Below are 26,539 nucleotides of genomic sequence, written 5' to 3'. Positions count from 1 at the left end.
TGGCAGTAGACTAGTACAGATGAAATTCATAAATATCAAAGCTAACAACCCAATCGTTGTTCTTCTTGTTGAAATTGCACTCAAGCCGCCTATATGGAGTAGTCCGTAGTATTTGACGTCCAGTGTATTCACCATTGCTATTCTCATTCGCCGTGGATAGACAGGAAGCGTACCAGGATGCGGGTATATCAAGCCTCCCCATTTCTATAACTGCTGCATGCAGGAAATCCAAGTCCTTCTGCTGGATCTTTTTCAAGGGCGCAGATAAGCTGATCAATGACGCATTCCACGATGAATTTTCATATTCCCCATAAATACTCACAGAAAATGGTGTATTCTTAAATTCGTAATCCAAAACTAATTCTTTAGTGCTATTCGCTTTGGAAGGAGTAGAGCGAATTTGCCTGCAAGAAAAGCGTTTGCAGATAGAAGTGTACTCAAATACATTTCTTTCTGGCTGGAATAAAGAAAATACTGTTCCGTCGCCCCCGTCTGACATTGACCTCAGTTGGTCCCTGGCTTCGATCTCGATAGTCCCGCTCTTTGTACGACTGCATGACATGAATAGTAGAATATCCGACACGGCGTAGTTGTCATTGTTTTGAACTTGACTTTTCAAGCAGATTTGAACTGCCGTAGGTAAAAGAGATACAGGGTATTTAGGAAACTGCTGATGTAATAGCGATATCAGAAATTCCGGTGCGAGTTTCGCTTTCGGACTAATTTCCGCGTTCAAAGTGTAAGAGGTCCACGTAGGATCAAGTCCATAAGCTTCAGCTACGGCACGCCACTCTTCCTCTATGTTTGCCGGCATGGGATTAACATCGTGGTCACGGTAGATAAATATTTTGGCGTCGACTTTCCCAAAAGTATATGTTTCTTCCCGTATAATGAAAGGATCGGGGCGGTAGGGCTCCTCACTAGGTATGGTCCTGATGCTTTCCTTGACGTACCTACAAGCATACTTGCGGCACAGCTCACTTTTAGCGCTGAGAACGGGTTGTCCAATACGAGCAGATTTTGAAGGCGATATCTTGATTGTTTGTGCGTGAGCGGAAGATCCTAAAGAGGGTGAAGCGGTGCGCCAAGGCGATCCGACTGCAGTAGAAACTACATCGGCCGTTTTACGGTATAACGCTTCGAACTTATCGCTCTTAAGCGAGATGTCTGTGCCAAGAATTGAAACATACCAATTATTTTCAGAGGAAGTTTTTATGATCACTAACCATAATCCCTTACCTGTAACCCTACTCTTATAAGACTCGATAGTTACGTTTTTGCTCAGATTGACTTCCCCTTGCGACTTATAGTCGTATGAAGGGCGTTGCAGTTGATTGATGAAAGTCAAAAGCGATATTTTTGCTGTAGTAGAGGGAAGTTTATACAGTTCCGACCATCTCAAATTCAGATCTTGCCTTAGTCCATGAGTTTCCAAATTCTGGTTCAACGTCTCGTTTACACTCGTGCATATAGGAGTGAATCCTGGGAGGACTGATGGCACAACCTTATTCGCCATTTGCCCCTTCACAGTTGGGCAGGCAAGCGCTGGAGAAGCGATAAACAAGATGATGGCCGTGTAAATAAGACGAAGCATTTACTGACTCCTTTTTACTGAGATCACATGAACCTTATTGCACAGCCTGGAAATACGTCGCAAACTTGGGCTCCCTGTGGATGTTTGGCGGTACAGACCGTCGTCTGAAGACAGGCGGTCATGGCTTCCCTCCTCGTGTTCGCCTTCCACCCTCGACGTTTAGAGCGCTCCCCAGCTATTCATCAAGGGGGCGAAGTAGTAGCAGAGATATTAATGGGGTCTAGATCTATAGTAGGGAGCGACGTAAGTCCCGTTACGTCTTGTGTATCCATGCACATACACGTCTTTGGAGTGACTGGGTGACGGTGTGCTGTACGATGACTCGCTAGACGAGTCGTATGTGTATGTAGATGAGCTGGTATCGGAACTATAGCTGTTAGAGGTTTCGTAATTGGTATCATTATCAGACACGATACTTCTTTTGGGAAGTTGTACATTGACTTTTTGATCTTGTGGTACGTTGAAATATCCCTCTGTCGTCTCATAGTCATCTGACCTGGATGCTTTATAGGAATAACTACCTTTTTTCAAAGAAATATGATTTTCGCTGCCGGCAGTAAATGCAACATCGTCGCCATCAGCGTTATAGATCTTAATTTCAGAATTTTCATCACTAGTTGATATAATCAAATCATAAACTTTATACAATGATGCATGCTTTTTGTAACCAGAAAACACGCCGAAAATTATTAAAAGCACAGCTATATTAGTTTTATAATCGTGCTTTTTTGAATCCTTATTGCCTTTAAGTATGAAATAAGCAAGAAATAAGGCTGCAGCAGAGAGCCAATAGGTCGAAAGTACACTGGCGACTCCTTCAACAACATTGATTATTAGACCGATAATAGCAAGAACGACAATAATGGCAATACATCCTAATGGCATTTTTCTCCTTAATCACCCCAGATGTGTGAGAGCGTCTCAGCGGCGAGAAAGAGTGAAAAGCAGTCGCTGGAAGCCCCCTCATGACAGTTCCTATTTTCACAGTACACTCAGCACAAATTTCTTCCCTTTGCCTTTCGCAGGACGTTCCGGCCCAAGCCGGTGTATCACGGGGCGACTACAGCTGCCTCTGTGTAGCTCCGCACCCACTCACGGAACGGGCAGACACGAGGATCCCAACGGATGCCAGACGCTTCAGGGACGGAGGACCAGAGCAGCGGGAGCAAGGCATGGATGGAACTCCTGCCCCATTCCTACTCACCCGTTCTGACTGCGTGACTGTTCAGATACAGCGCCGCGTGACAGAAACGCTTGCTGGCATCTGAGCGCAGGATGACACCCTTGGGATACACACCATGGTCCTACCATCCCAACTCACCCCATCGTTGAATCAAGCACTTGATGGCTGAAGAGTGCAGAGCGAACGGAAGCACATCGTCAGGTCCAAGACGACCCGGGCGGGGGTCGGCCTCTTGGTGTTGCTCTTACCTTGGCCGTGGTGCTGGTGTACGGAACAGGGTTGATGGCCACCCTCCTCATTGACGAGCACTCCCACAAGTCCTTCAACGCGTACTTCAAGCAGCGGGCCATGCCTGCCATTGGATGTTGCAGCGGGCCGCCCACCTGGAACCTCCCAGGTTTGAGCGCGTCGAGTGTGTCCGTCGAAACGCGCGATTTGAATAGCGACACTGGAGCCCTATACCCGAACGCCTACGTTTTGATTGACTTTTAATGGACTGTTTCACTTCAGAGTCGTTGGTCAGTCCACAATGCCACCCCTGTGCTCCGGCATGAGCCGTAAAGACTTTTTTGCTGGTGGCAGCGCAGAGCTAGCGTCAAATGAGAGGCATCGATATGGCGGCAAGCTGATTGACCTCCACCGCTTGAAGATGAGCGTCTCGCCCCTGGAAAGCGTCCTCCTGGTTTCGCTCTGCGTCCTTCAACGCCTTCAGGCGGTCCGTGAGTTCCCCGCAGATGGCCTATGCCCTGCGAATGGCTTCCGCCGGGGGTTTCCCCAACTGCTGTCGCCTACAGCCGCCTGACTCGGGGAAGCCAGAGCGCGCTCCATGGCCCTGTTTTGCGCAGAGCAGGCTCCAGAACCTGCCCTGATCACCAGTGCGCTTGGGGCTTCCAGACACGCCTGAGGGTTCAACCTGCAGGGCACGGGCGCGGACATGACGGTCCAGGAGAGCTGCCGGGACCGTCACCTGGCTTGAGTGATGTTTTTAAGTATGTTTTAAAAGAAGAAAAGAATGAATGATCATCATCATGGGCGACTGCCATGTCGCGCCAGGACGTGTTTTTTTGTCTTTTCCCCTCAGAACATACGGGAAAGGCACACCCGTTTCCCTCAGAACATACGGGAGAGGCGTACCCATTTCCCTCAGAACATACGGGATCGTCAGGCCGAAGTCCGAGGACTTCCCTCAGAATATACGGGCGCTTTCCCTCAGAATATACGGGCACTTTTCAGGGGCATCGGGCCACCAGGCATGGCGTTTCCCTCAGAACATACGGGGGTGTCAGGCCGAAGTTCAGGCGTTTCCCTCGGAACATACGGGAAACAGAGTGTAGATCCGAAAAGCCTCGCCTGCACGGGCTTTATGGGAGTCTTTCCTCACAAAATACGGGAGGGTCGGTTTGCGTTTCCCTCAGAAACTACGGGTGCGTGCTCAGGGCCCTGCGAAGTTCATCCACGTACTCGAGGACTCCTGCAGCACCTGAGAAACTGGCGGCCGTGGCCTGCTTGACCAGGGTGGACGCGTCTGCCGCTCCGCGGCTCAAGGCCTCTCCCAGCAGGGCACGTTCCGCGACCGTCAGATGCTTCATGATGCCCAGCAGTCCCAGCTGCTTGAGTGCCCAGGCCTGACGTTCGGAGGGGTCAAGCCGTTCCAGATACCGTTCTGGGGCCTGGGTTTCGGCTTCCTCGACCTGCGGTGTTTTTGGCGGAAGCCCGCTGGAGGGGGGAGAGGGAATGTCCAGAAAGCCGTCATACTGCTCGGGGCTCTTGATCATGGCCACCAGCAGGCCCGCGGGGTTACCCACAGGTTTCCGCGCGGTCCCCAGGTAGTGCTTGAATTTGCGCAGGGCGTCTTCGATACGTTCGGGAAAAGTGGCGCTGAGCCGTAGGGCCATGCCTTCCTTCACACCTTGCTGCGTCAGCAGCGCGGCCAGTTCTGGATGATCCGTGCGCGGAGGACCAGCGAAGACATACCGAATGGTCCGCTGACGGCCCCGGCCATCGTGCTCCACCTGTCCCAGATAGCCGCGGTTGAGCAGCTCGTCGTGGGCGGGCTGCAGCGACCGCAGAATGTTGTCTGGACGGTCACTGAAAAGCCCGAGGCGCACTGCCCAGCCCAGCAGCGGAGCCGTGACCTCCTTCACGAGGCCGTTTTCCGTGGTCTCGTCGAAGTGGAGTGCGTCGAGCTGACGGTACAGGGCGCGTACGAGCGGCTGGCTCAGCGAGCGGTAGAAGTCCAGGTCCAGGGGTTTGATGTACCCGGCCCGCAGGCTCTCGACGATGGGCACGCCGAGCTGCACCACGATGACACTCCTGGCCGACAGGCCAGTGCTGGAGCGGCGGACCGCCAGATACGAGATCTGACTGAACTCCTGGGACAGCCATTCTCCCGCCCGGCCCTGGTGCCGGTACCAGGCTTCGTCCACGCTGTACTTGGCTTTGCTCAGCCGCCTCAGGCTCGCCTGCATCGCCCTGTAGTACTGCGCGGAATCGGGCAGCCCCGCCGCTTTCAGGATGGCGTAGCCCGTGGTCGTGAACGGGCCGTTCGGCACGCCCGCCTCGAAACACAGGTTGATCAAGCCGACCATAAAGTCGTTGTCCAGTCCGTGCGGAACGACCTCGCCTTCCTCCACAGCGCACACGACCACCACAGGGCGGCCGTCGGGCGTCAGGATGTTTTTTTCCCAGCGCCGCATTTCTGGAGGGACCGTCTTCTGCGCGCTGTTGAGGGTCAGGCGCCCCAGGTTCAGCTCGTCCATTCCGGCGCTGACGTCGGGCGGACTGTCTGGCGTGGCAGGTCCCCGGCGGTAGGCAGGTTTCTCGGTCTTTTTGGCCGGCTTTGCCATTCCTGCCATGGTAAGGGACGGGCCTGTTCGCTGCGAATTTCCCTCAAAAAATACGGGTCTGGTCCGGGGCTCGCCGTTGCGTGGCCGCCAGTCAGGGGAGCTGCAAAACGCGGCATGCCCGCAAACGGATCTCCCGAATGGAGGGGGGCTGGGCCCACGGATAGAAGGAGACCCAGGACACCCGGTGGGTGGGGCAGGCCTGACTTCACGGCGGTAGGACGCCATTTTCAGGTACCCGTCGACCATGACGAGGGCTGCATTCCGCAGCGTGTCGTCAGGCTGTGCAGAGGCCTGACTCGCGGACGTGACCGCGCTTGCCCCTCAGGAAGGAGCGTGGCGCGACGTGTTCTACCGGCACCTGCGTGGTCTGCAGGCGGTGGTGGCCAGCTTCACCGGGCATATGGACGCGCAGCAGAAAACAGGATGAAGCCCGACCATTCGCGGTAGCCAGGCCCCTCCGCACCCGTTGTGCGCAGCCTGGAATGAACAGCGGCTCGGGGAGCCGTGGATGGCCGGGACGGACAGAGATGTGGTGGGGTTCTGCCGACAAGCGAACTTCCTCCGCTGCAGAGGTACAGGGCCGCATCGTCTGCAGGCTGTGGTCTGATTGCCCTCGACGCAGGTTTCTTCTGGAAATCACGCGCTGCAGAAAATGCTGGACAGATGGGAGACGCATCGACGGCACACTGGCCTCATGCAGTTCGCACCCTCACTGCCGTGCAGGCGCCAACCTCACCTCCTGAAAGAGAACGCCGATGGGGCCGTGCACCCGCGAGCCTCTTCAGTAGGTTCGCTGCAAACTCGAATGTGCAAACCCGCCACACCGTGGGGAGGGGAGGAGCCGTGAGGGCAGGCCAGATCTCTCCGGCGGTGAATGGGCAGGTCGCTTCGTTCACGCGCGCCTCTGACGCTTCCAGGCGTCCAGCGTCAGGATCGACACAGCCCCTGGCACCCGCGCCCGGAGAGCGCCCCCGACCCCTCAAGGAGAACCTGGTGACTTCCCGTAACGCAGACCTTGTCCAGGCGATCCTGCACGCCCGTCAGAGCACCGGTGTTCTGATCTTTATTACGCCTCCATCCCTGAAGCCGTCAAAACGGCAGGTGATCATTCAGGGGGAACTGCTGCCGCCGCCCATGCCGCCGTCCACCGTGCCTCTGGCGAATCCCGAACTCGAGGGCCTGCTGATGCACCTCCTGCCCAGAATCCTGACGGGCCTGGAGCAGGCCAGGTCCGCCTCCGGGCCGAAGCTGTCCATGACCGAGGCGCTGTCCTTTCCGACGACCGTGATAGCCCTCATTTCCCTCGCCGTGCACCGCGGTGCACCGGAGGTGCGGGGCAGGAATGCCCGCACGCTCGTCACCCTGATCTTCCGCGTGATGTACGGCCGCTACGTGGTGCCCACGTTGCCTCTGTGGCTTCGCCCGATTGCTCCGCTGCTCATGAGCAGTGCGGTAGCGGGGCTCGAGGGGCACTACAGGGGCCTGATCCAGGGAGGGGACGACCGATAGGCCTGGCATTGAAGTAGTTCTGAGAAGCGTGAGGCGGCCCGCAGAGGTGGGACCTCTCGATGACGCAAGCGTCCTGCGCCACCAGAACCGTTGCCAGTGCTCTGGCATTGCAACCTGAGCGTGTTGTTCACGCTGAATTTCCTCGCGTACGCGCTTGTGTTGCTTGAGGAAGTGCTGGATGGCTTGCGTACGATGGATTATCCCTTCTGGGAGATCGACGAATGCATTGTCTTTCTGGAGAAACTGGGAGCGATCATGTGGCGCACGGCCCAACTGCTGGTGTCGCAGCGGTGGTTCACATTCAGTTACCGGAGGTTCGGAGTGCGGATGCCGTGCAGGATGTTCTGGCAGTGTCCAACGCACTGGCTGAAGCTCTTGGAGGTAGGTCATGCAGATTCCGGCCCACCGCTTCACCCTTCGATTGGTGCAAGAAAGCCCGCTATAGCGGGCTAAAACGGCACAAGCCATGAAGAGTTGAACGGCACAGGAGTGATGAACCATGGGCAGAAAGAAAAAGAAAGTGAAGCAGTCCAAGGGAACAACAACGCTGCAATGGCCGCAGTCGTTTTCTCTTCTCCACCAGAAACGTACTGAAACTGTTTTGGATTCCTTTCATTGGTTGCTGAGTGCCCCTATGATCTACAAGGAAGCCCAGAGGTTCTCTGACAAGATGCGCATCCGTATCACCCAGGCTGAAGATGTGACTGCGATTGCCCTTCAACGAGAGCTGGACGTGAATCTGCAGAAGCTTAGTGTAGTGCGTGAGGATTGGGAAATTGTCCTTGCGCGATTCGTGCAGCAACTCCACGTGCTGCCGCTTGCCCCAAGATTCGGTCAGGCTGAGCGCAGAGAGGTGCTGTTGACCATTGCCCTGAGGCCTACCATCACCTCGACTGAATTCATAGACGTCCTTCTAGCCTTTCAGCCCTTTCTCCATACGCACTTCAATTCCTTAGCCATGCAAGCACGTGCCCAGAAGAAGGTCTTGCCTCAGCACTCCCAAGGGGCAGCGTTGTCCACCTCATGGCATGCTCCCCTTCTTGGGGCCACAGACGTGATCCGGGAGAAGTGCGGCGTCTGCCGGGCCAACCTCTCCTCGAAACGGTGCACAAGCTGTTACCGCTGGATCTGCCCACGCTGCGGGACTTGTTCAACCCGGTGCGATGCCCGACACCACAGGCGGGAGAACCAGGCGTATGGGGCATTTAAGGAAAGCTCTGTTGGATTGGTTCCCGAAGAACGCTGGATTGAGATGAAGCGTGCCCAGAAGGAGACCGTAGGCCGTGCCATTGATTTTGATGTTGACCCTAGAACGAGGTCTAGATCGTAACGCGCCGACCATAGGCGGTTGAAGTGGGAGGAGAAAAAGGCGCTGAAGGGTCTCAATCTTTTGCAGGAGCTGATTCGATGCCGGGTTACGAAGCCGACGGCTGCGGGACAACCCCTGGTACGACCGTTGGCTATGCCATCAAGACGCCTGGAAGGGCCTCGCAGGCTTACTGCTTCGGGTTGTGAGATTTCGTTAAGTGGAGAACTCTTTAGATGGGGGCATGGCCACGCACAGCGCTGTTGAAGAACTCGACTATGGTTACTCGCTGCTCGGGTCGCTGCGCAAAGATCTCCGCATGCTGCAAGGCTTCGGAACCGTCGTCCAGGAGCTGATCCAGAATGCCGAAGACGCCAGGGCGGAAACCTTCTGGATGGATTTTACTTCGGAAGCGCTGCGTGTCGGCAACAGCGCCGAATTCGAGGACTCGCATTTTGAGCGCATCATCCATGTCGCCAGCGGTAGCAAGCGGGACGATGCAGAGTCGATCGGCAGCTTTGGTGTCGGCTTCGTCTCGGTGTACCAGGTCACGGATGAGCCTGGCATCTACTCGCGGCAGCAAGCGCGCATCCTCCTTCCTCTAAAACGAAAAGCACGCAAGTTGACGGGCGTCTCGCACGAGTGGCCGTCCACCTTCATCCTGCCCTGGGCCACCCAACCTTCAGAAGTCCGGCACCAGCTGGACGTAGAGCCCGTCGATCTGGAGCAGCTGGACACCTTCGTTACTCAGGCCCAGGAGACCTTTGCGCGTAGCGCCGTCTTCCTGCGGAACGTGAGGACCCTCCACCTCCTGAGGGAAGGCAAGCTCGTTGAGAAGCTGTGCATTGAACCTTCCGGCCCACAAGAAGTGAAGCTGGTTTCGTCGACAGGTCCCTCGGTGAGATACCGCATGTACGACGTGCCTGTCACGGAGGAGGTGCAGCGTGAAGCCCAGAGGCGCAAACGGCGAACGACCCTGCAACTCGCCCTTCCCCTCGGTGAAGAGAGTGTCTCTGGGCTCCTCTATGCTTTCTTGCCCACCCGGGACACCACCGGCATTCCGCTCCACATCAATGCCGACTTCTATCCCAATACGGACCGCAAGACGCTGCTCTGGGATGAAGCGGACAAACGGGTCTGGAATGAGCGTCTTCTCGAGTGTGTGGTCTCGTTTTTGCCACAGTTGTTGCTGGACCTGGCGACCAGTGGGCCTGAAACGCTGTATACCTTCGCGGCTGCAGTGCGGAGTGCTGCGGCGCGAAATGGATCCTCACCACATCCAGTCGCACGGTTTGTGGGCGGGCTCTGGAAGGCATGTCAGCTGACCTTCAAGGAGCGCCCCTTGTTCTGGTCGCGCTCGGGAGAATGGGTGGAACACGGCGACTTCCTGCGCATCGCCTACGATGCGGACCCCGTGTTGGAAGAGACCTTGCTGGTACGCACTCCATGGCACCTGCCACCACCGGAACACGGAGGGTACCGGGCTCTCTTTCGGGCGCTGGGGGTCCCGGAACTGAATGCCGAGACCTTCTTGCAGACCCTGGAGCAACTGTTTGGAGACGATGTCGACTGGGTGACCGATGAGCAAAGACGACCCTTGTTGAACGCCATTTTTGCTTACTTCGCTCAACTGGAAGAGAAACAGAAAGGCTGGAGGCAGGAGATCGAAGATCTCGACGACCGTCTGAACCCGCTGGCTTTAGCCCTCACGGCAGACGGTGAACTCGCGGTGCTTTCAGAAACATGGACGTGTGCGGAACCTTATCTCAAAGTCACAGCACCCTGGCTAAAAGAAGATGAGCTGGTGGATTCACAATGGTGGGAAGCCGCCCCACCGCTTCTTCGTGAGCGGGTGAACGAGTACACCCCCGCCGAATTCGCCGACGATCTGCGCAAGACGTCTAACATTCCAGCGTTGGTTGCCTCTGGGTGGCCCATTCAGCGTGCTTACGCCTTCCTGGCGAGTGATCGCAAACTCGGTGGCCAGACACTCAGGCCGCTCCCCATCTACCGCACAACGGCGGGTGAGTACTGCCCCGCCACCGAACTGGCGCTCCCCGCCCAGATCAACGACCCTTTCCACGTCCGCAAGCTGATCGACGTCGGATATATGAAGGGCCACGAGGGCTTGCTGGAACGTCTGGCCCTTCCTGTGTTGGATGCCAAAACCTACTATGGCCGCCTGCTGCCAGAGTTTTTTCAGAAGCACGTAGGGCGTCGTCGGGAAGTGATCGAGGCCATTGCACAGGTTTACAGCCGAGACGATTTTCCTCTCGCGGAGTGGAAGTCCCTGACGTGCGCCGAAGACAGTAAAGGGAAGTGGGTCCGTCCCGAGACGTTGTACTGGCCGAATGACCTGATGACGGCGCTCTTTGGTGACAGTTACCCGCAGTTCGCTTCAACCCATTACAAGGGGCGAGGTGTACGGCCCTTGATGGAAGCGTTGGACATGTCGATGACCGTTACCGACAAGGACATCGTGCGTGAGCTGGAGCAGCGTGCTCAGGAATCAGTGACAAACCTCAGCGTTGGTGTTCGGCAGAAGGTCCTGAGCCACGCCCTCCAGGCTTCCACAACCGTGCTGAGTACCCACCTGGCGAAGATCAAGTGGTTACCCGATAGGGAGGGCAAGGGCTGGTATACCCCAAGCGAATTGGTGCAGGCCGAAGACGCTGAACTGGTCGGCCACCACCTGGGAAACAAGCGGCTCTGCGGTATCCGTCTCCCCGACGGAGAGGAGTTCCGGAGAGAGAACCGGCGAGCCCTCGGTTTTGCTCACCCCCAACCGGAACAGGTGGCGCAACACATCCGTGACCTCAACACCCGCGGGCAGGGACCATCGCTCAGGATCTTGTACTGGTTGAACAGTCAGGCCGGACGCGTGGCGGAAAAGACTCGGGGCGAACTCAGGGCGCTGAAGCTTTTTCCTCTGGGTGACGGCACATTCGCGGCTGCCACACACCTCTTCCGTGAGGATCCGAATCTGGGTCGCTGGCGATACCGGGTAGGGCAAAACGAATTGACCAAATTCAGGCCGCTCATCGACATACTTTCGATCCCGTCCTCACCTAACCCCAGCACGTTCCGAGACGTCCTGCTTGAAATCGCTTCCCAATGTGTGAGTGGGGAGACGCCTTCCAAAGAGGCGCAGGATGTGGCTGAACGTTGCATCCGGGCCTTGTCGGATGCGTACGCCAAGAACCGGGAAGGGCTCAAGGACATCTTGCAGTCCCTTCGTGGCAAGCGGGTGGTGCCGGTCGTCTGGAAGGAACGTACGAAGGGCTCCCTTCTGCGTCCTGAAGATGCCCTGTTCGTGGACAAGCCAGCCGATGAACTTGCCAAGTTCAACCTTCCCCAGCGAATTGAAGTTCGCACCCGTGATGTCGCGTCGAGAGGCTTCTTCGAGGAACTGGGAGTCCGCTCTCTCAGCTCTGTTTGGAAGGTGACCTATGACATTCCACAGGGTGCATCTCGCTTATTGACCGAGCAGAATAAGAAGTTGAAACAGATGCTTCCAGCACTGTTGCGCCTGGCCTTGAAGGTGCATCGCAGTCAACTCGTCAATAGACCTCTTGCGAAAGTCACGATCGGCAGGCTTGGGTGAGGTTGCACAGCGCTGCGATGAGCTGAACCCGGAGTGCAAACCGACGCCGCCGATGTCGGTACACGCCCTTCAGCACACGGAAGATCTTCATGCGACGGATCATATGCTCGATTGCCTGCCTGGTATGCGCGAGGACACGGTTGTCCTGGCGCTGCTCCGCGGACAGAGGCGACGCCTGCGTCGCCTTATGGGGGGTAAGGGCGTGCCTGTGGCTTCTCCACAGGCCCTGATACCCTGCATCTCCAATAAGCGCCGTTTGGTGAGGAAAACGAACGCCTGACTGACGAAACAGCTTTAGGTCATGAACCGCCCCAGCGCTCGTGGCGGTGCCCAGGATGCGCTGCGTCACTGTGCACATCAGCACCTGAAATTTCAGGGTGTGCCGCTTTTTCTTGCCGCTGTACCACGCGCGCTGCTTTTTTTGGGCCGTTCACAGGGCACTTCGGAAGCATCGACCGCGACGATGCTGTACACGAGTTGTGCTTCCTGAAACACGCGTTTCTTGGGCAGCTGGAACCGTGCACTGGCAATCAGAGCCGCTTCCACGCGTTCCACCGTGCGATGCACGGTGGCTTCGTGCACACCCCAGTCGTCACCCAGGTGGGCGAAGGTCCGGTACTCGCGCCAGAATTCCAGGGTCATCAGCAGTTGTTCCGCCACGCTGAGCGCGGCGGGGCGGCCTGATTTCTTTTTCTGTCCTTCGCGTAGGGTCAGCACCTCTTCCATCTCAGCAAACGTTTCCGGGTAGACCCCGGTGCGTCGACGGAACTGCTTGCGATTCATCTTCAGCGTGCGTGTCAGACGGTCTCGCTCCACCCTCCCAGCTTAGCCTACGACTTTCGCAAGAGGTCTAATGAGTTGCGGGATCACATCCTTGGATTTCAATTCTTCCGTTGTGACAGCATTCCCGCCAGAGTTGAGTTGGTCGGCTTCCGTATTTCAGGCCAATGCCTGCTGAGCTATGCGGCAGACGCAGAGGCACAACGTTTGTACGTACGCGACCTTAAGCAAAAGCACACGGTTGATGTTCTGGCGGAAGTTTTAGGATTGTTGGATCCGGCGGACAAAATAACATTAGATAGCATTTGGTCTAAATCCCTTGATCAGGCCCAAGACTACCTGACCGAATTCGGCATGATAGAACTCCCGGAAGAGTATATCCCTGTGGAAATTGCCAGTGCTTCGACAGCGACGGTGGAAGACAGCGGTTCAGAAGAGGAAGAGGATCCTATCGATGAAGTCTCCGCAGAGGCTGCGCAGGAAGGGAGCAGTCTAACCGCGAAACGGACGACGCCCGCAGACTCCTCGTCTTCCTCAACCTCCGCATCCTCGACTCCCGGTCATGCCAGCCCTCCACGCCCATCAGCCTCCACTGGCGGAAAGACGCCCAACTCAACGGAAACATCGCGTCCTGCAAAGGCTTCCAGTACCTCTTCTCAAGGTGCTCAAGCTACCCGCCCCGGCAGCTCAGGACCATCTCAGCATTCGCCGCGTCCTCAAGGGGAAGCGGGGCCTCACGCTGGGCACCGATCTGCAGCTTCGCCGTCCCGGCAACAACGTTTCCGAAACTACACCTACGTCTACGAGGGGCCTGAGGAGAACGAGGCTGAAACCCATGCCCGCGAGGTGGACCAGCGCGGTATGGCCTACGTGATGGAACACGAATGGAGGCGCGGGCACCGTCCTGAGGACGTCTCCCAGGATTACGGCGCAGGCTACGACATCACTTCGGCTGACCAGGACGGTGTGGTGCGGTATATCGAACTCAAGACCATGAGCGGCCCCTGGGCGCAACGGGGCGTTGCCTTGAGTGCTAACCAGTACCGTATGGCCAAACGCGAGAAGTCCCATTACTGGCTGTACGTGATCGAGAACCTCGACACAGAGCCAGTCCTGCACGAGATTCAGAACCCCTTCGAGCGGGTCACGTCCTACACGTTTGACGACAGTTGGAAGCAGGAGCCGACCTCCGAAGAGGAACTCCTGCTATAAGCAGTGGCTAACGGCGTTCAGAAAGGCAGAGGTTCGGGAGTACCCTTCCGAACCCCTGCGTCCTTGTGAAGGGCCTTGACCTGCTCAGGTGGGATCATCTTCAGTGAAATGGCAGTGGTGTCGGCTCAGGAGGCGTCTTGGAGGTTCGCATAAGCCACGAGCATCTTCTTGGTCGCTTCGAGGTTGTTGAAGCGAATTTCCACCTCTGTCCGGTCACCGGAACCTTTCATGGCGAGGACCACCCCCTCTCCGAAGCGCTTGTGCTTGACAGCCATGCCTACCCGGGTGTCGGTGGGACGAAGCGCTGTCCCAGTTGAGCGGCCTGCCGTTTGCCCGCTGGAATTGACAGCAGGTGGTGCGTACCGCTGGTGTAACTCGCGCACCAGCACCTCGAGGTCCTGGAAAGCGTCGAAGTCGTCACCCGATGTGAGCTTGAGGTCGCCATGCTGGCGGTAAGGCTCCAGGCTCAGGGCCTCTACCGTCTCCGCTTGGCCATGATAGGGCTGCGGTTGCCCTACCAGTGCAGCTCTCAGTGCGTCGATTCGGCGCAGGAGCTTTCCCCGGTAACCGCCGTCCAGCCACAGCTGCACGTACTGCTCATGGCCGTAGGTGCGCAGGAGCTCGCTGGCCTCCAGTGTATCTCGTGCGCTCCAGTGCACCGGATCGCGCGCCATCAGTTGCACCAGGCGGGTGTGGCCGTGCACGAGCGCCTCGTGCTTGACCACCGTGAGGAATGGGGTGGGTTCGTGCCCGTCGACCACGAGGTGCAACTCCTGCTTTGGACGTGTGAGGGCGACGTAGAACACGCGGCGCTCCTCTTCCGCTGCGGCCTGATCCGCGCTTTCCCTGATCCTGTACAGCCCGGCCTTGCAGTCCGGCACGATGACGACCGGCCACTCCAGCCCCTTGGCCCGGAACGCCGTCATGATCGTCACGCGCTCAACCCCGTCATCCTCAGCGTCGGCCAGACGCTCGACGTGCCGCCCCTGGGTGCGCAGGTGGGTAATGAACGTCACGAGTTCACCCAGTGAGCGTTCCTGCGCCATTTCCGCCAGTGCACGGACACTTCCAGACCGCTCCTCACCGAATTCCCGGGTGGGCGCGGTCTTGATGAGATGCTCGGTGTAACCGATCGTGTCTGCAAACTGGAGGAGCGTTTCCTTGCCCTGGGCTAACCCGAGGTCATCGGTCAGGATCGCCAGGGCTTCGCTGAGCTTGAGGACCTCCCGCCCATTGCCACGCAGTCCGGGAGCCAGTTCCTCCAAGGCGAGGGCGAGGGTTTTCCCGTTGTGCCACAGCTCACGGCCCAGATCGTGGACGGTCTGCGTCCGCAGGAAGCGGTTCGGAGCGTTGGCCACAATCTGCCAGTCCTTGAGGAGTTCTACCCGTTGCTTGGCGGTCAACGGCACGTCCCGCTGCACGTCCAGGTCGGCAAGCGCCAGGCGCAGGTAAGCCAGCAGCACGCTCACCTCCTGGCGTTGGTAAAAGGGGACCGCACCGACCATGAGGTACGGCACTTCCCGCTCGAGGAAGACCTGCTCGATTTCCCCCGTCTGGGCGTAGGTGCGGACCAGGATGACGATGTCAGAAGGAGATCGCCCTTCCTGAATGACCTGGATGGCCACGTGAGCGGCCTGGCCGGGACCATGCCCGTGCAGGTGGACACCGTTGTCTCCACGGGATGCCCGCAGGCGCTTGGGCGCGCGGACCGTGTTGTGTTGGATGACCTGGTCTGCCAAAGCGATGACACCCATGGGACAGCGGAAGTTGGTGCTCAGCGTGAAGGTCTGGGCCTGGTACCTCGTCGCAAAATCGAGGATGAACCGGGGGTCGGCTCCGCGCCACTGGTACACCGTCTGGTCGTCGTCCCCGATGGCCATGTAGCTGGTGCAGGATGAGGCCAGGAGATGCAGCATTTCACTCTGTGCAAGGTTGACATCCTGGAACTCATCGACGTGGACGAAGTCCCACCGACCTTTCATGGCGTCACTTAGGACGGGAAAGCGGGCCATCAGGAGCCAGGCCTCGACGATTGAATCGTCGAAGTCCATGCAGTCTGCTTCCCGCCGCAGGGCATCATGCCGGGCGTAGAGGTCCGCGTACAGTTCGATGCCACGGTCGGGTAGACCGATCAGCTGTTGGGCCCAGGTAGGGAGATCGCCCGGAACGTAAGGCAAGCGCAGGTGACCCTTCTGAACGGACATGTAGGTCTGAAAGTCGTCGTACTTGATGTTGTAGAAGGCGCTTTTGTCGTTGACATCTTCGCTGATCAATTGCTGGCGAGCTTCCTGAAACAGCTTTCGCGCGAAGCCGTCTTCACCACGCTGAATCCTGGTCAGCCCCAGTTGCTTGGCTTCTTGAAGAATGGTGTAGGCCAGGGCATGCAGGGTGGCCACCTTGACGCCAGTGGTTTCAGGGTGCCGTGCCAGCCGCTGCTCAATGGTGCGCGCAGCTTCTCTCGAAAAGGTGCAGGCCAGAATTCGCCTGGGGCGGACCTGCTGATGCCGCACCAAGTTCAAAATGCGCTCGACCATGGTGGTGGTCTTGCCTGACCCTGCCACGGCGAACACCAGGGCGTGTCCCACGGTGTGCTCGATGATCTGCCGCTGCTCAGCTGTGGGCTGCATGATGCCCCGGGATACTCAACGTGATGAACCTGACCATTGTGCCAAACACTCTTTCATTGCGCCCTGTACAGAAGCCTGACAGAGATGGGCGTGAGGAGATCATTCGGGCAGGGGAGACTGCTCTGGCGCTTCGTCAGTCGTCTCGGATACGTCTGGTCGGCTCAGGAGCCCGAGGGTCGGCATGGCCGTGTCCTGCTTGAACACGTGCAGGTAGACTTTAGTCACCGTCACCGGATTGTCACCGATCCACTGGGCAATGACTTCGAGGCGCTCCTTCCGTGCCGCCATGATGGAGACCAAGGTGTGTCGTAGATCGTGAACGCGCAGCTTGGGCAGCAGCGCGATGTCTTTCGTCTTCTCACCGTCTGCTTCGGCCCGGGCCAGGCGCGCCGGGCGCGCGTCAAGGCCACGAACTGCACGCAAGCTTCTCCCTGGGCAGCGGTGGCCGTGCGGGCGTACACGGCGGGCATGGTCTTCGGGTAGAGGAGAAACACGCGGTCGGCCTCCTGCCCCTTGGCCTTGTGGATGGTCGAGAACACGATGGGCGACTCCTCGTCGCTGAAGAATCCAGCCAGGAAGGTGCAGAGTTCTTCGACGTACCGCCCGCCATGCTCGTACACGTCGCGCGTCAGCACCTTCAGCGAAGTGAGCAGGTCCATCCGGAGCGCCACCTGCCTGTCGGCGTCGTTCTCCGTGGCGGCGTACCGCCGGATGCGGGCCTCCTCGGTGATCCGGTAGGCTTCCAGCGCCACTTCCCAGCCCTCCAGTCCCCGGGCGAACAGGTGACGGCTGATCTCCTGCAACTGCGTGCCGATGTCCATCCCCCGGACCACGACAGGGATGTTGCAGCGGATGAGGGTCAGGCACTGCCGTACCAGTGGAGCGGTGTAGCGGCAAATCACGAGGTCACCGGCCTTGACCCAGCGGGAGAGCCACGCTTCCTTGATGACGAACACCTGGCCTTCCGGCGCGCCCGGAGCCGCTTCGATCTCCGGGGCCAGGTGCTTCGCGAGGGCCACGTGCGACTTCGGGCAGCGGTAGGTGATCGACAGCGGCAGCACACTCGCGCCGGTCCGCTCCACGATCCGGCTCAGCGAATCGGTATCCGCCCCCGTGAAGCCGTAGGTGGCCTGCCGCTCGTCCCTGACGAACAGCCGCCGCCCGCCAGGCTTTACAGCCCGCAGCACCACTTCCAGCTGCACGGCGCTGAGGTCCTGCGCCTCGTCCACGAAGACGAAACCGTACTGCTGTACGGGCAGTTTCAGAACTGCCGGGAGGTAGAGCATGTCCTCAAAGCCGTAGATCTGGTGGGCCTTGAGCAGCTCCAGGCGGCGGCGCAGCATGTGCTGGACCTCCCGGTGACACTGCACCTCCAGGCCGTGGTCCTCAGGCGGCGCGAGGTTGTACTGCACGGCGAGCGCAGCGACCTCCTCTTCGAGCTTCGTGTCAGTGAGATTGGCCATGGCGAAGCGCAGCAGGTCTTGCAGGTACCGCTCGGCCACCCTCCAGTTGTGTTCAGCCACCACGAACTCCCCCCGCATCTGCTTGAGGCGTTCGCGTATGAGGTGCCGCGATTTGCGCCCCTCCGGCTCCCGGCTCTTCAGGATGGGGAAGCGGGCCAGGAGACTTCGCCTGCCCAGCGCGTGAACGGTATCGGCGCGAACATGCCCGGGCAGACGGGCCCGGAGTTCACCCGCCGTGTGTCTGTTGAAGGCCAGGAAGCAGGCGTCGAGGTCCCCCGGAAGGAGCCGGAGCCGGGCAATCTCGACCAGCGTGGTCGTCTTGCCCGCCCCAGCCGCCGCGCGGACCACACCGTCGCCGCTGCCACTCCGCACGAAGTCGAAGATGGCCTGCTGGTATCGGCTGGGACGGAAGACGGATGGCTTCATCGCGGGCATATCCAGGAGGAGTCAGGTCAGGATTCAGGGCCAAGAGAGGGGGCAGCAGAGTTGCCCCGCGACTCAAAGGCAGCGTCAATGGTCGGCTGGGTCAGGTGGATGAAGGCCTGGATCCGCTCGCAAAGGGTCTGCTTATCCCTCACGTCGTCCAGCGGAACGTTGATCCAGCGCGTTCCGCTGGCCCGTTCTCCACCGGTGACCAGCAAGGCTGGAAAGGCTTCGCGGGTCGCGTGGATCAGAGGTTTCCAGATGGAGGCCAACTGGCTTTTCTCGCCACTTCCCATCTTCAGTTCGTCGTGCAGGTGAAGGACCACCTTGTCGCCCGCCATCCCGAGTTCGTAATGCAGCTGGTTCGGCCATGCTGCATTCGCCAGACGCCGCCACTTCTTCTCGGCACCGATGTCAGCGGCCATGAAGTAGAAGCCGTCTGGCAGGTCTGGGTGCAGGGCGTCCACCATTGCGTCGAGGACGGCACCAGCCTCGCTCCGCGTCCTGGTCTGCGCAGCGGCGCGCTCCATCAGGGGCAGGGTCAGCGACACCAGGCGTTCGAGGGCCCGGCGGAGCGTCGCCACATCGGTCCCGTCCGGGAGCCAGACGCTCAGTTCCGTGGGCGTGACCTGCGTGCGCGCCGACCCGAAGGTCTGCTGAACCGGGAGGGCGAGCTGGGCCAGGGCCACCCTCACGAACGGTTTCTGCGCCGCGTATTCGGCGAAGGTGTCGCGCAGCGAGAGCTTCAGGAGTTCCACTCCAGCCTCGTCTTCCACCACCTCAGCGTGGTAGCGGACACTGCGACTGCCCCAGTCGTAGCTGTACAGGATCAGGTCTTCGCCCGCCGTGCTGGTCCCCACCCAGAAGCTGGGAATGGAATTCCTGTCCAGGTCCTTCCTGAGGTTCTGGATGGTGGTGAATGCATCGGAGGTCAGCTCAAAGGTTGGCGCTACCGTCACCTCTTCAGGCTGGCCGACCGGACCGTGCCAGATGTGCAGGAGGTCCTCGGCCAGCGCCTGACTGCGCTTCTGAATGACCGCCTCGTCCCAGTGCTCCTGGGTCTGGAAGACGGTGTTGAGGCGGAGCCTGCTCTGCTTCGCCAGCTCCGCCCGCTTGTTCGCGTAGGGACCGTTGGACAGCGCAGTGTTGAGCTTCTGTGTCGTCAGCGTGAGGTTGCCGAGGGTGTGCAGCAGGGTGTTGCGCCACGCGGCAGTGTCGAGGATGCCTTCTGGGGCGGTAGGCGCAGGCCAGAGGGACCACTTCTGCGGCAGGACATGTTCTACGCTCAGCGGCTCGGCGATCAGCAATTTTTCCTGCTTGCCCGTCGTCAGGTGGAGGTCGATGGCTTCCAGCAGCATCGCCACGCCGCGGGGGCGCACCTTCTTGTAGATCGGCAGGGTCAGCAGCGCCGAGCGCCACTCCTGATCCGTCGGCCAGCGGACACTGTCGCCCTCGCCCCGGGACAGGAAGGCGAGGACAAAGGTTCGTAGGTCCGTTTCCTCGGGAAGCCGCCGGAGTTCACGGAGCAATCGGACGAACAGCAGGTTGTAGTTCTTGCTGCCCAGGCCCAGGGCGAAGCGCCGCACCACATAGGATTCGAGATCGTTCAGCACCGTGTTCAGGCCAGCCTCATTCAGCCCAGCGTCGGTCAGCAGGTACAGGAGCAGGGGCGTCAAGGTGCTGATGTCCATCACCTTGAGGCGGCGGTACAACACCCCGAGGCGCGTGTCCGGCGAGGACTGGAGCAGACGTTGGTAGGCGCGGGCATAGCGCAGCAATTCCTTCAGTCCAGCCTCAGCGCTGGTGTCTGTCCCCAGGCTGCCCCACCAGCGTTTGAAGGCGTCGAAGATGACGGCGTCGGTGATGTCCTCTTCGAGCTTGACGGTCAGGAAGGCAGTCAGGAACCACGCCAGTTGTGGCCGAGTGATTCGGCCCCGCGACTCGTCCGTGCGCCACAGGCTGCCGTCCTCGTCGAACGGGGCCCAGTAGTGCTCAAACAGGGTGTGGACGTTCTCACCCCGGCGGGAGGCGTCGCTGAAAATGTGGTTGCGCACCAAGTCAGCGGGTTGCAGCGGCTCGCCGCGCGCATTCAGGGTCTCGAAAATGACCTGCGGATCGTCGTCGTCTTCAAGTTCGATGGTGACGACCTGCAGGTATCGGCGCAGAGCGGTGAAGAGGGCTTCGCCGCGCTGTGCAGGGTCTTCTTCCAGCCAGGTGCGCAGTTCCCCCAGGAAGTAGGTGTAGGCCGCCAGGGTGTTCGGCACGAACCGGAAGTCCTGTTGGGCCGCCCGCACCTCCTGCTCGATGGCCTCTTCCGACGCGTGGTCGAGGACACGCCGGAACCCTGGCTGATCGAACCTTGTGGGCCAGACCTTATAACGCTCCAGGTCGTGACTGAGGGAACCGTCATTGACCGTGACACGTTCGAGTTCGCGCTCCAGGGCGTGGATGCCCAGCTCCTTCGCCACGTCGCGGAAGGCTGCGAGAAACAGCTGGAAGGTGGTCAGCCGCTGCTGCCCATCAATGACGTCAAAGGCCTGCAACTCGCGCCCGAAAGTGCGGACGCCCGCCAGCACCACGGCCCCCAGGAAGTGGGGCTTGACGCGTCCACGGCGTTCGAGTTCAGCCTCGGCGCGGTGGCGGATGTCCCCCCACAATGGCTCCCACTGCTTTTCCTCCGTCCACACGTAGCGCCGCTGATAGAGGGGAATCACGTACCGCTGGGGACGCTCGAAGAGTTCCAGGACACCGCGCTTGTCAGGCCGCATGGCCTGAGCATACGGACACACAGGCACAGAAGTGGACCACTTTGCGGCAGGGCATCCGGGCCTCACCTCAGGACTCAGCGGCTTTGTCGTCCGGCCCTGGTTTCTCCTCTGCCTCCTTTCGCTTCCGCTTGCGAGGCTGCTCGGCCTGCGACGTCGAGGCGGACGACAACCGCAGGCGACCCACACGGGCCTGCAGCAAAGCGTCGAAATCATGCTCACCACTCTCCACCTGCGTCTCAGGGATGCCGATGACGCCCTGGTACACCAGGACTTCGTACTGTGAGGCCTTCTTCTGCTCGGCCAGCCAGGCGTAGAAGGCCGGGTCGGCAACAACGAGCTCGTCCTGAATGCTCATGACCCGCTTGCGACCGTCGCCACAGACCACTGTCTTTTTAAACTTGACCTTCCCGCGCTTCACGTCTATGACTCCAACCGCCTTGACCCGCCCCTCCAACAGACCAGCCTCAAAATTGGCCAGGATCAGGTGACATTCGTTGGAATCAACATGTTTCAAGAGCTCGCTGAATCGTTTGAATTCCCGCGGCTGTGGTGCACCCGACTTCGCTTGATCTGATCGACCGGGTTTGAGCCGCGGCGAGTTGGTCAGCTCTGGTGGCTTGGATTCCGTGGGCTTCTGCGGAGGGTCGTTGGAATCGGCCCGAGCGGGCTCATTTGGCCCGTTCTGGGCCGGTGGGTTGGGCTCAGGCTGTGGAGTCTCCTCAGGCTGAGTCTGCGGCGGTTCAGTGGGTCGCCCCTGGTCGCCGCCGGGATTGAGGTAGTCGTGCAGTTGGATGTCGTCGGCATGGAAAAGAGTCTCGTCTGATGTCATACCCTTCCATGCTGCGGTACGATTCAGAAAAATCGATTTTCTGAACGCCACGTTTCGGGGCTTCACCCGAGTCCAGGGACCCCGAGAAGTGGTGAAAGAACCGCGCTTCGCGCAGCTTCCTCACGGTCCTGAAACCGCTGGACCGTCCGCGCCTATGCAGTCCTCCTTCTGGTGGAAGCTGCCTCCCAGCCTCAGGTTCCTGCCTCGACCAGGGCCAGGACGCAGGTGGTCGGCATCCTGAGGCCTCCCCATTCCCCAGGGCTTCGGTCCCCAGGAAGCGTTCGGGGCCTTGCCTATTCCTCCTTCGCCTGAGTGCGCCCGCACGCTTCTGGACCAGGACTGGGACGACCTGAGGGACGAGGAGCAGGCTGAGGTGAATGCGGCCTTGGAAAGCTGGCCCCAAGAGGTGTGCCAACCGTCGAAGCGCGGGCTCCGGCGCTGGTGCTTCTCCTGGAAGAGGAGGCGTCCATCCGCCTCGAAACCCCTCACGCCCTTGTCCTTTCTGGCCTGATCCTGCCCGCAGTCGTGGCCCTATCGGAAGGGTCAGAAAATGCCGTGGACCGGGCGGCCTACCTGCTCACCTTCGGCCTGCTCGGACGGGTTGCGGAGGACCTCCGCATTCAGGAAGCCCTGACTTCTTTTGAGGGTTTGACGCCTCTGGAGCAGGTCACCCTGGCTGTGGCTACAGCGTGTAGGCAACGTATGGGAGGAAGGACGAACCTGGCCAAAATAGGGTGTGACAGCCAACACCCTGTTCGAGGCTCTTGAGGCCGTACATGACCGAGCCACCTTCCTCGCCTTCGTTCAACTGCTTATTGACGAGCGTGGACAGGCGAGCCAAATGGAAGCCAGTGGTCCGGAAGCCCATCGGTGGTCGGGGGCGCTCGATTGGCAGAACACCAGGATCGAAAGCTATCTCGATGGTGCTCTTCGGTGCGTCCAGGACAACGAAGGGCGCAATGATTTTCTTGCGGAACCCAGCTGGCGAGGCTTCGCAGAATTTCTCTACTGCGGAAAAATCTACGAGTAGCGGCTCCTCTTTGCCGACCCGCCGGAGGCTCAACTCGGCGTCCGCAGTGAGGAGGCCGTCACGGTCCTGCTCCGTCACCTCTGTACCGAGGTGGAGGGCGCGACGTTCCTGCTTTCGCACAACCACAGCCTGAGGAGTCTGGTGGGTCTTACGCGCACCGACGCGCTGAACCGGTTCTTGCTGGAAGGCGAGATCATCCATGGCATTCAGCGGGCGGCGGCGCTTGAGGAGGCAGATCTGGAGACGAACCTGACCCTTATGGTAGCCCTCCTGAGGCTGCGGCTTCCCGAATGTATCGCGCCCACAGAACGCGCCTTCACAGGGCTGGAAAAGGCGGTCCTTTGGACCATCGCCCGACATGGCGTGTGGCGCATAGGTGGCGGCCTGTTTGGCCACTCCATAGGCATGATTGCGGAGTACGGTTTCTTCCGGGAATCAGAGGAATTCACGGCATTTGTAGAAGCGTTGGATGCTCCGAAAGCGGGAACGACCAGGCATGAATTGCAGGGTTGGTATGGGGACGTTGGAATGGCTTCTGCCCCCTGACAGCAGCCTTCTTGACCCGTTCACCAGGACCACGGTGTGGTTGGGCAACCCACGAAGCAGGGTGGCCACAGCATGGGCCGGGCTCAAGTCAGGTCTTGGCGGTCAGCGCGTGCAGGAACACTTTTCTCTTCTAGCTGATTGAAGATGATGCCCTCTTCTTCTGTACGTCCGCGTTGCCCTCTCCAGGACCGTCCCCCTCTTCTTCACCATGTCCGGGTTGCCCTCGCCCACGTTACTTCTGCATGTCCCAGACCGCCACTTCGGGGCACTGCTGCTCTCTACCTTGAAATAAGTATCCGGCAGACCTGACTTGGGCCCACCGGATGCTGCGTGCTCCACCGCCTTCCGCTTACTTCCACCACTCCGCCAGAAGGATTTCCTGACGGAGTCGCGAGCCAATTCTTTCCGTCAAATTCCGTTGCCGCAAGGGATTGCTCACCGCCCAGATGGTGCCCGCAAAACCGCGGTCCCGAAACGTCCTGAGCTTGCGGTCAATCACGTCCGACGAGTAGGTCCCGTCGTCATACTCGATGGCCACTTCCTCACCTTCCAGGGTGGTGTACAGCGCGTCGGGCTCCTCGGATTTCAACCGTCCCCGGTACTCGGCTATCCACCTGTTTTTGTCTGGAGGAATGTTCAGCAGGTGCCGGGCACGACCTGTCCCTGCCCGGTGGGCCAGGCGGTGTTCGTCAAGGCGGGCCAGCTTCCGGCTGAGGGTCAGGAACACCACCCGCTGCTCACTTGTGCGTTGAGAGGGCGTGGTCCTGAGGAGCGCCTTGATCCCCCAGCTGCCCGGGAAATCCTCCGGCACCAGACCGTAGAAACGGAGCAGCTGGGCAGCGCTCATCACGCCGTCGCACTCCAGGCTCAGCAGCGCCTGCTCCATACGGTCGGAGCGGGACTGTTGCAGCGTGTGGAGCACTCGCTTAGGCAGTGCGAGGTACTGCTGGTCGTTTCGCCACGCCTCTCCACTGAGGTAGGGCCCAGCCGGGAGCGCAGTCGGGCTCCCCTCGATCTTGAAGACCTGAGTGTGGCCCGTGTCACCCGTATTCGGCAGCACGTGAATCACCTTCAGGAACGCCTTGTGCTTTTCAACCTGTGTCTGGCCCTTCCGAGGACTCGGCGTCAGGACGATGACGTTGAAGTTTCGGTAAAGTGCCGTGCTGTGCATCCGATCAGCGATGCGGCCAATGTGCTTGCTGCTGTATCCGTTGCCCATCAATTTGGCTCCTACCAGCGCCAGACCTGCGTCCGTTTCGACCTCCACAAATTGGCCAGGTAGGCTAAAATCGCTCAATAGAAGGGTCGGACCGTCTGGCCCTGGACATGACCACCCCAGGTGCGACAAGGCGAGGCGAAAATAGGCCCTGTCGACCTGACGGTTCAGGCTCACTGCGCCGCTGCTGTAGCCGTAGACCGCCTGGCGGCCATGGGCAAGGAGAACAATCAGGGGACCCATCGGTGTCGGTTTGACGCCCAGCACTTCCGCCCTCAGCATTTCCCAGATCCGCGCATTCGAGAGGTGTTGCAGGGCCTCAGCTTTCGTCCATGCGCCTGCATGCATATAGAGGTGGTCCAGCACCTCTTTTTCCTGATGCGTAAGGGGGAATTTAACGGGTTGCCGCCCCCGCTTGATCTGCGGCAGGTCGGTTGTCCCCGTCACCTCTGGCCCTCACGTCTCTCTGGTCCGTTGTCGCTCAGAAATTCAGCTTTGCTGCTCCAGAGCTGTGCCCTTTGGTAAATCGCATTCATGTCCCTCTCAGTCTGCACCTCACGTCAGAAAATCCATTTTTCTGCACGGACGTGATGCCACAACAGGGTTTTGCTACGCCCACCTCTCCATCAGACGGGAGGACGTAAAACGCGGCGTAGTCCTTGGGAGACCGCACCGGGTTTTGGTGCCTAATTGATTCGCGCGTAGCAAGACGCTTCTTGGTTGTCGGCCTCAGCGCTGATATAGACGTTGGGCATGGGAGACTGTAGCGGCCCGTAGAACGCGAAGCTGATCCTGCGACGGCCACTGGAGGCGTAGCGGTTGTTCTCGAGCGTGTAGGCGACTGTGCTCACGCCATTGGTCTTTTCGTGGCTGTAATACACGTTCGTCTGCGGCGCAAGTGTGATGGTTTGGGTCAGGGCCGGGCTGGTAAACGTCATCGTGCCGCTCCCGTCCAGCGTGAGGCTGCACTGCTGCGTGCTCCCCGCCGTAACGATGCCGTTGAAGGTGCCTTTGGTGCAGGCGTTGACGCCTGCAGGAATCACGCCGGTTTCGAGGGAATTGCCCATAGGGCAGCCTCCGAGTTGTGTCTGCGTGATGGTCGATGGACCGACGGGGACCGTCGACGGCGCGCCTGGGTTATTGGGGCCTGGCTGCACCGGTGGGATCGGACCACCGATGGTAAATGTGCTGCAGGACGTCAGGCCGAGGCCAGCAGCGAGGAGGAAAGCCGCACTTTTGTTCATACTGAACTTCACTTCTTGCAGGTAAGATCGAAGGTCAGGGAGCTGGGAGCGTCTTTGTCTCTCGACGGCAGCACCAGCTTCTGGAGGGGATTGTCCGTGCCGCCGTCCGCATCCGCAAGCTGGATCTCGATGGGCAAGGTTTCGGTCTTGCGGGCGTAGTCGTAATCGAGCTTGGTCTGCCCGAACGGGTTCTTGCTCGGGTCGTACACCTTACCCGATCTGGTGACGCCGATGATCTTTTGCAGGGCGATCACCTGGCCGATGTTCACCGAGTCGTCGGCCACGGCGGCCTGCATCTGGGTCGCCACGGTCCAGCCGGAACTGGTTTCTTGCGTGCCCATGACGCGCACGCGAAGCTT

22 protein-coding genes are annotated in these 26,539 nt (G+C 59.4%); 8 read left to right on the top strand and 14 right to left on the bottom strand.

Translation table 11 applies throughout. The annotated features are described in order from the left end of the window. Positions 1-10: 10 nt before the first annotated feature. Positions 11-1,594, bottom strand: a complete 1,584-nt coding sequence (locus B9A95_RS31695; RefSeq protein WP_139806524.1) for a hypothetical protein — start codon at positions 1,592-1,594, stop codon at positions 11-13. A 210-nt stretch (positions 1,595-1,804) separates the two neighbouring features. Beyond that, on the bottom strand, positions 1,805-2,479 hold the full coding sequence (locus tag B9A95_RS31690; protein WP_139806523.1) for a hypothetical protein: 675 nt from the start codon (positions 2,477-2,479) through the stop codon (positions 1,805-1,807). Between the two features lie 556 nt (positions 2,480-3,035). Here B9A95_RS31690 and B9A95_RS06440 point away from each other — a divergent pair. Then, positions 3,036-3,269 (top strand): hypothetical protein, encoded by a 234-nt coding sequence (locus tag B9A95_RS06440; RefSeq protein ID WP_139806522.1) that lies wholly within the window; start codon positions 3,036-3,038, stop codon positions 3,267-3,269. 926 nt (positions 3,270-4,195) lie between these two features. Here the strand turns inward: B9A95_RS06440 and B9A95_RS06435 are convergent. Beyond that, positions 4,196-5,623 (bottom strand): replication initiator protein A, encoded by a 1,428-nt coding sequence (locus B9A95_RS06435; protein ID WP_170928475.1) that lies wholly within the window; start codon positions 5,621-5,623, stop codon positions 4,196-4,198. A 304-nt stretch (positions 5,624-5,927) separates the two neighbouring features. On the opposite strand from B9A95_RS06435, the gene B9A95_RS36115 reads away from it, so the two are divergent. The 5 genes from B9A95_RS36115 to B9A95_RS06415 all read left to right on the top strand — a co-directional run bounded on the left by B9A95_RS36115 (position 5,928) and on the right by B9A95_RS06415 (position 12,042). Beyond that, positions 5,928-6,050 carry a hypothetical protein gene (locus B9A95_RS36115; protein WP_281255823.1) on the top strand — a complete coding sequence of 41 codons (123 nt, stop codon included), beginning with the start codon at positions 5,928-5,930 and terminating at the stop codon, positions 6,048-6,050. 566 nt (positions 6,051-6,616) lie between these two features. After that, positions 6,617-7,132: a hypothetical protein gene (locus B9A95_RS06430; protein ID WP_084046102.1), complete on the top strand. Its 516-nt coding sequence runs from the start codon at positions 6,617-6,619 to the stop codon at positions 7,130-7,132. A gap of 120 nt (positions 7,133-7,252) precedes the next feature. Next, positions 7,253-7,585, top strand: coding sequence for a hypothetical protein (locus tag B9A95_RS06425; RefSeq protein ID WP_139806521.1), 333 nt, complete (start codon positions 7,253-7,255; stop codon positions 7,583-7,585). Between the two features lie 46 nt (positions 7,586-7,631). Continuing rightward, positions 7,632-8,462 carry a hypothetical protein gene (locus B9A95_RS06420; RefSeq protein WP_084046100.1) on the top strand — a complete coding sequence of 277 codons (831 nt, stop codon included), beginning with the start codon at positions 7,632-7,634 and terminating at the stop codon, positions 8,460-8,462. A 220-nt stretch (positions 8,463-8,682) separates the two neighbouring features. After that, positions 8,683-12,042: a sacsin N-terminal ATP-binding-like domain-containing protein gene (locus B9A95_RS06415; protein ID WP_084046099.1), complete on the top strand. Its 3,360-nt coding sequence runs from the start codon at positions 8,683-8,685 to the stop codon at positions 12,040-12,042. Here the strand turns inward: B9A95_RS06415 and B9A95_RS06410 are convergent. Then, positions 12,020-12,406: a transposase family protein gene (locus B9A95_RS06410; protein WP_245808063.1), complete on the bottom strand. Its 387-nt coding sequence runs from the start codon at positions 12,404-12,406 to the stop codon at positions 12,020-12,022. The two genes, B9A95_RS06415 and B9A95_RS06410, sit on opposite strands and share 23 nt — an antisense overlap. 8 nt (positions 12,407-12,414) lie before the next feature. After that, a complete protein-coding gene (locus B9A95_RS06405) occupies positions 12,415-12,825 on the bottom strand; it encodes a transposase family protein (RefSeq protein WP_084045069.1) in 411 nt (136 codons plus the stop codon). Positions 12,826-12,900: 75 nt separating this feature from the next. On the opposite strand from B9A95_RS06405, the gene B9A95_RS06400 reads away from it, so the two are divergent. Beyond that, positions 12,901-14,034 (top strand): protein NO VEIN domain-containing protein, encoded by a 1,134-nt coding sequence (locus B9A95_RS06400; protein ID WP_084046098.1) that lies wholly within the window; start codon positions 12,901-12,903, stop codon positions 14,032-14,034. 125 nt (positions 14,035-14,159) lie between these two features. Here the strand turns inward: B9A95_RS06400 and B9A95_RS06395 are convergent, their stop codons facing one another. The 6 genes from B9A95_RS06395 to B9A95_RS33340 all read right to left on the bottom strand — a co-directional run bounded on the left by B9A95_RS06395 (position 14,160) and on the right by B9A95_RS33340 (position 23,294). Further along, the gene (locus tag B9A95_RS06395) at positions 14,160-16,661 is read right to left on the bottom strand and encodes an ATP-dependent helicase (protein WP_084046097.1); all 2,502 of its coding nucleotides are present in this window, start codon (positions 16,659-16,661) and stop codon (positions 14,160-14,162) included. A gap of 99 nt (positions 16,662-16,760) precedes the next feature. Next, positions 16,761-16,886 (bottom strand): hypothetical protein, encoded by a 126-nt coding sequence (locus B9A95_RS36110; protein ID WP_281255822.1) that lies wholly within the window; start codon positions 16,884-16,886, stop codon positions 16,761-16,763. Positions 16,887-16,888: 2 nt separating this feature from the next. Beyond that, entirely contained in the window at positions 16,889-18,550 is a 1,662-nt protein-coding gene (locus B9A95_RS06390) for a UvrD-helicase domain-containing protein (protein ID WP_170928473.1), read from the bottom strand. 26 nt (positions 18,551-18,576) lie between these two features. Continuing rightward, the gene (locus B9A95_RS06385; RefSeq protein WP_170928472.1) at positions 18,577-21,315 is read right to left on the bottom strand and encodes a DUF262 domain-containing protein; all 2,739 of its coding nucleotides are present in this window, start codon (positions 21,313-21,315) and stop codon (positions 18,577-18,579) included. Positions 21,316-21,382: 67 nt separating this feature from the next. Next, positions 21,383-22,144, bottom strand: coding sequence for a hypothetical protein (locus B9A95_RS33345; protein WP_170928471.1), 762 nt, complete (start codon positions 22,142-22,144; stop codon positions 21,383-21,385). 682 nt (positions 22,145-22,826) lie between these two features. Continuing rightward, entirely contained in the window at positions 22,827-23,294 is a 468-nt protein-coding gene (locus B9A95_RS33340; protein WP_170928470.1) for a hypothetical protein, read from the bottom strand. Between the two features lie 21 nt (positions 23,295-23,315). On the opposite strand from B9A95_RS33340, the gene B9A95_RS06370 reads away from it, so the two are divergent. Then, positions 23,316-23,720 carry a hypothetical protein gene (locus B9A95_RS06370; RefSeq protein WP_139806520.1) on the top strand — a complete coding sequence of 135 codons (405 nt, stop codon included), beginning with the start codon at positions 23,316-23,318 and terminating at the stop codon, positions 23,718-23,720. Positions 23,721-24,069: 349 nt separating this feature from the next. Here B9A95_RS06370 and B9A95_RS06365 read toward each other — a convergent pair whose 3' ends face one another. The 3 genes from B9A95_RS06365 to B9A95_RS06355 form a co-directional block, all read right to left on the bottom strand. Beyond that, complete coding sequence (locus B9A95_RS06365) at positions 24,070-25,383, bottom strand: hypothetical protein (RefSeq protein ID WP_084046092.1); 1,314 nt, start codon at positions 25,381-25,383, stop codon at positions 24,070-24,072. 239 nt (positions 25,384-25,622) lie between these two features. Continuing rightward, entirely contained in the window at positions 25,623-26,003 is a 381-nt protein-coding gene (locus B9A95_RS06360; RefSeq protein WP_084046091.1) for a hypothetical protein, read from the bottom strand. 185 nt (positions 26,004-26,188) lie between these two features. Beyond that, positions 26,189-26,521 carry a hypothetical protein gene (locus B9A95_RS06355; protein ID WP_084046090.1) on the bottom strand — a complete coding sequence of 111 codons (333 nt, stop codon included), beginning with the start codon at positions 26,519-26,521 and terminating at the stop codon, positions 26,189-26,191. Positions 26,522-26,539: the final 18 nt, after the last annotated feature.

This window comes from Deinococcus hopiensis KR-140, from assembly GCF_900176165.1.
GTDB classification, from domain to species: domain Bacteria; phylum Deinococcota; class Deinococci; order Deinococcales; family Deinococcaceae; genus Deinococcus; species Deinococcus hopiensis.
The sequence above is the reverse complement of the archived record's forward strand: the minus strand, read 5'-3'. Positions and strand labels throughout refer to the sequence as shown.

What these genes read in the sequence shown, in the direction of transcription:
- B9A95_RS06385 (WP_170928472.1), bottom strand. Translation starts at nt 21,315, where the DNA reads ATGCGGCCTGACAAGCGCGGTGTCCTGGAACTCTTCGAGCGTCCCCAG.
- B9A95_RS06355 (WP_084046090.1), bottom strand. Translation starts at nt 26,521, where the DNA reads ATGGGCACGCAAGAAACCAGTTCCGGCTGGACCGTGGCGACCCAGATG.
- B9A95_RS31695 (WP_139806524.1), bottom strand. Translation starts at nt 1,594, where the DNA reads ATGCTTCGTCTTATTTACACGGCCATCATCTTGTTTATCGCTTCTCCA.
- B9A95_RS06420 (WP_084046100.1), top strand. Translation starts at nt 7,632, where the DNA reads ATGGGCAGAAAGAAAAAGAAAGTGAAGCAGTCCAAGGGAACAACAACG.
- B9A95_RS33345 (WP_170928471.1), bottom strand. Translation starts at nt 22,144, where the DNA reads ATGACATCAGACGAGACTCTTTTCCATGCCGACGACATCCAACTGCAC.
- B9A95_RS31690 (WP_139806523.1), bottom strand. Translation starts at nt 2,479, where the DNA reads ATGCCATTAGGATGTATTGCCATTATTGTCGTTCTTGCTATTATCGGT.
- B9A95_RS06395 (WP_084046097.1), bottom strand. Translation starts at nt 16,661, where the DNA reads ATGCAGCCCACAGCTGAGCAGCGGCAGATCATCGAGCACACCGTGGGA.
- B9A95_RS06415 (WP_084046099.1), top strand. Translation starts at nt 8,683, where the DNA reads ATGGCCACGCACAGCGCTGTTGAAGAACTCGACTATGGTTACTCGCTG.
- B9A95_RS06405 (WP_084045069.1), bottom strand. Translation starts at nt 12,825, where the DNA reads ATGAATCGCAAGCAGTTCCGTCGACGCACCGGGGTCTACCCGGAAACG.
- B9A95_RS06435 (WP_170928475.1), bottom strand. Translation starts at nt 5,623, where the DNA reads ATGGCAAAGCCGGCCAAAAAGACCGAGAAACCTGCCTACCGCCGGGGA.
- B9A95_RS06390 (WP_170928473.1), bottom strand. Translation starts at nt 18,550, where the DNA reads ATGAAGCCATCCGTCTTCCGTCCCAGCCGATACCAGCAGGCCATCTTC.
- B9A95_RS06360 (WP_084046091.1), bottom strand. Translation starts at nt 26,003, where the DNA reads ATGGGCAATTCCCTCGAAACCGGCGTGATTCCTGCAGGCGTCAACGCC.